General features: G+C 61.8%; 6 protein-coding genes. 5 read left to right on the forward strand and 1 reads right to left on the reverse strand.

The annotated features are described in order from the left end of the window. The 4 genes from purQ to EN935_RS26945 form a co-directional block, all read left to right on the forward strand. Positions 1-479 (forward strand): phosphoribosylformylglycinamidine synthase subunit PurQ (purQ, locus tag EN935_RS26930; RefSeq protein ID WP_127373792.1); only part of this gene is annotated, 479 nt, incomplete at its 5' end. An 87-nt stretch (positions 480-566) separates the two neighbouring features. Next, the gene (locus EN935_RS26935; RefSeq protein WP_109669650.1) at positions 567-1232 is read left to right on the forward strand and encodes a glutathione S-transferase family protein; all 666 of its coding nucleotides are present in this window, start codon (positions 567-569) and stop codon (positions 1230-1232) included. Beyond that, positions 1229-1636, forward strand: coding sequence for a hypothetical protein (locus tag EN935_RS26940; RefSeq protein ID WP_109669647.1), 408 nt, complete (start codon positions 1229-1231; stop codon positions 1634-1636). The genes EN935_RS26935 and EN935_RS26940 overlap by 4 nt, the downstream gene beginning before the upstream one ends. A gap of 3 nt (positions 1637-1639) precedes the next feature. After that, complete coding sequence (locus tag EN935_RS26945; protein ID WP_127264266.1) at positions 1640-2281, forward strand: Pr6Pr family membrane protein; 642 nt, start codon at positions 1640-1642, stop codon at positions 2279-2281. 2 nt (positions 2282-2283) lie between these two features. On the opposite strand, the gene EN935_RS26950 is transcribed toward EN935_RS26945, so the two are convergent. Next, a complete protein-coding gene (locus EN935_RS26950; protein WP_109669642.1) occupies positions 2284-2535 on the reverse strand; it encodes a DUF1127 domain-containing protein in 252 nt (83 codons plus the stop codon). Positions 2536-2627: 92 nt separating this feature from the next. Between EN935_RS26950 and EN935_RS26955 the strand changes: the two genes are divergently transcribed. Continuing rightward, positions 2628-3523, forward strand: an 896-nt coding sequence (locus EN935_RS26955) for a PLP-dependent aminotransferase family protein (RefSeq protein ID WP_164771364.1), incomplete at its 3' end; no start/stop codon positions are given.

Below are 3523 nucleotides of genomic sequence, written 5' to 3' on the forward strand. Positions count from 1 at the left end.
CGCGCATGCCGGTCATGCGGGCGGTTGCCGAAAAGGCAGCCGCGGGCGTCACGGTCATCGGCGTCTGCAACGGTTTTCAAATACTGGTCGAGGCCGGCTTGCTGCCGGGCGCATTGATGCGCAACACCTCGCTGAAATTCGTCTGCCGGCAGGTGAAACTACAAATCACCAATGCCAACACCATGTTCACCCGCCGCTATCAGCCGGGTCAGATCATCCGCTCGCCGGTTGCGCATCACGACGGCAATTATTTCGCCGACGCCGACACACTTGCCCGCCTCGAAGGCGAAGGCCAGGTGGTGTTCCGCTATGCCGACGGCACCAACCCCAACGGCTCGATCAACGACATTGCCGGCATCATCAACAGCCAGGGCAATGTGCTCGGCCTGATGCCGCACCCGGAAAACCTGATCGAAGCAGCCCATGGCGGCACGGACGGCCGTGGACTGTTCGAAAGTGCCCTCGGCATCGCTGCCTGACGTCATCGAAGCGAACAGCTTGAAAACAGCCGGACATTCCTGTCTCTTTATCAGGGCAAGTCCGATTCATTGGGGAGAGAGACGGTCATGAAACTCTATTCGCGGCCGTTGTCGCCCTACTCGTCGATCGTGCGGGCACTGGCCTACATCAAGGATGTGCCGCTCAAGATCATTGCGCCGCCGCCTGGTTTTCCGATTCCGGAAGCGTTTCGCGCCATCTCACCAATGAACCGGATTCCGGTGCTGATCACCGGTTCGGGCGAAACGATCGTCGAGTCGGTGGTCATCGCCGAATATCTCGAGGAACGGTTTCCGGAACCGGCGCTGCTGCCGCCCGACTCCAAGGACCGTGCGCTGGTGCGCATGTTCGCCCGTATCACCGATCTCGATGTGCTGACCCCGACGATGAAGCTTTTCGAGCTTCATTTCGTGCCGAAGCGAAACAATGCCGAGATCGACGCCCAATTCGCCCGCCTGCATCACGGGCTGGCGGCAATCGAGGCGCGCATGGCGCAAGGGCCTTTCGCGCTCGGTGACGACATCAGTTTCGCCGATGCATGGCTGACGCCGACGCGGTTCATTTTCAACAATTTCCGGGCCATGACAGGGCGCCACGACCTGCTCGACGCCTATCCCAAATTCGATGCCTATGAGCAGATCGCCTCGCAGCATCCGGCATTGTCGCGGGTGTGGGGCGAGATGACCGACGGTTCGAAGATCTTTCTGTCCGAACTTGAGATGGGTGCCGCTTGATCAGGAGCAAGACGATCGCGCTGGTTGCCGCGGCCGGTTTCGCCTTGGCATCCTGCCAATCGACGCCGAAGAGCACGCCAGTCCCGTCAGGCAAAAGTGCAGCGCTTCTGGCTATGGAACAAGTGGCGATAGCGGCCCACAAATGCTGGATCGCTAGCAAGGACCCGGCCTTCAAACAGTATCAGATGGCCAACGAACTGAATTCGTTCAGCGGCACACCGCGTTTCCTGCTGGTGCCGGCCAAGCACTATGGCGGCAAACCGCTGCTGGTCGTGCAGGCGCAAGGCAATTCAAGCCGCGTCGATGCGTTCGGTCCGTTGATGAACGACCCGCTCGGCGCCCGCATTGGCTCTGACATCGCCCGCTGGCAAGCCGGCAATCCGGCCTGCGCCGCGACGGCCTAGCCCATGGGCCGGTTCCTGCAGATCGCGGGTCTGGTCATCGGTCTGGCCGGGCTCGTCCTGCAGTTCTGCATCACCATTCCGGCGTCGATGGAAGCCGGCCGCAGCCTGCTTGGCTCCATCGTCTTCCTGCTCAGCTTCTTCACCATCCTGACCAACATCGGTGCAGTGCTGGTGTATACGTCGCTGCTGTCGCCCTCCGGCTATGCGTGGTTGCCCGCCTTCGCCGGGCCGCGGATGCGCGCTGGCGTCGCGGTTTCGATCGCGCTGGTCTTCACCATCTATGCCACGGTCCTTGCACAGCTTTGGCAACCGCAGGGACTGTTCCTGCTCTGCGACGTCCTGCTGCATTATGTGACGCCGGTGCTGTTCGTGCTGTGGTGGCTGATATCAGGCACTGACGGTCGGACGCGCTGGAGCGACATTTCCTGGTGGGTGCTCTATCCCATCGCCTATCTGATCTATGCGCTGACGCGGGCGCCGTTTGCCGGCGAGGTGCCCTACCCCTTCCTCGACGTCGCCAAGAATGGCGCAGCCAGCGTCGCCATCTCGGCGCTGGCCATCACCGGACTTTTTCTCGTGCTGTGCGTGGTCGCCGTCCTTGCAGACCATGGCGTTGCACGCACCAGGGCTCCAAAACTCCGCTAGCTTCAGTCCCAGAACGGCCTGATGCCCTCGAGGTGGGCATCGCAGCGCGAAATGCCGATATCCTTGAGCTGGTCGTCGGTCATTTCCAGCAGCGCCAGCCGGCTGCGTCGGCGCTCCAGCAGGCTGTCGATCCATCTCGCCAGCGATCTGACCAGACGCACCAGACGGCTGACAAAGCCGCGCCGGCCCGATGGGCGTGTCGATTGACCTGATAACGCGGCGCTCGAATGACGAATTGTCGCGATTGTATTCATTTTCTTTCTACCAGAATTCTAAATTGTACCCTTTTGGCACGCGATTGATATGTATTGACTCAGAATTCGACGCAATATAGAAAATTGTCACCATGACAAATTGGCTTCCAGATCTCACTGCCGGCTCCGGCCCGCTGTATCAGCGGCTGGCGGATTCCATCGAAACGGACATCGATCGGGGCGTGATCGATGCCGGCGCAAAGCTGCCACCGCAGCGCGACCTCGCCTACGACATCGGCACCACCGTCGGCACCGTCGGCCGGGCCTATCAATTGCTGCGCGAGCGCGGGCTGGTCAGCGGCGAAGTCGGGCGCGGAACCTATGTGCTCGGCCAGCGCGCCGATGGCGCAAAACCGGACTTCCTGGCTCCGGACGTCAGCGGCGAAGGCACACGCACTATCGATGCACCGCGCGGCGAGCTGCGTTTCGACAGCATGGCGGCGCCCGACGTCGGCCAGGGCGCTGATGTCTCCGATGTCCTGTCGCGCGTGGCGCAGGACCATCCACATGAGATTTCAAGCTACGTCAGGGATTTTCCCGACCGCTGGTACGAAGCCGGCGCCCGTTGGCTGTCGCGCAATTCGTTTCACCCAAATGCCGACGCCATTGTCCCGACGCTCGGCACCCATGCCGCGGTGATGGCAGCGATCGCCGCGCTGACCACGCCGGGCGACTATGTCGCCTTCGAGCACCTCACCTATTCACAGATTTCCCGCAGCGCCGGTCTGATCGGCCGGCGGACGGCCTTGGTGGCATCGGACGATGAAGGCATCGATCCCCAGGATTTCGAGCGCGTCTGCGCGCAAAAGCATCCCAAGATGATCTTCCTGATGCCGACGGTGCAGAATCCGACACTGGTGACCTTGTCGGCGGCGCGCCGCGAAGCAATCGCGCGCGTCGCACGCGAATACAATGTCGTTCTCATCGAGGACGATCTCTATGGCCACCTCACCGATGATCCGACGCCGTTGCTGGCCGAGTATGCCCC

The sequence above is a fragment of the Mesorhizobium sp. M7D.F.Ca.US.004.03.1.1 genome (genome assembly GCF_003998635.1).
Lineage (GTDB): Bacteria > Pseudomonadota > Alphaproteobacteria > Rhizobiales > Rhizobiaceae > Mesorhizobium > Mesorhizobium loti.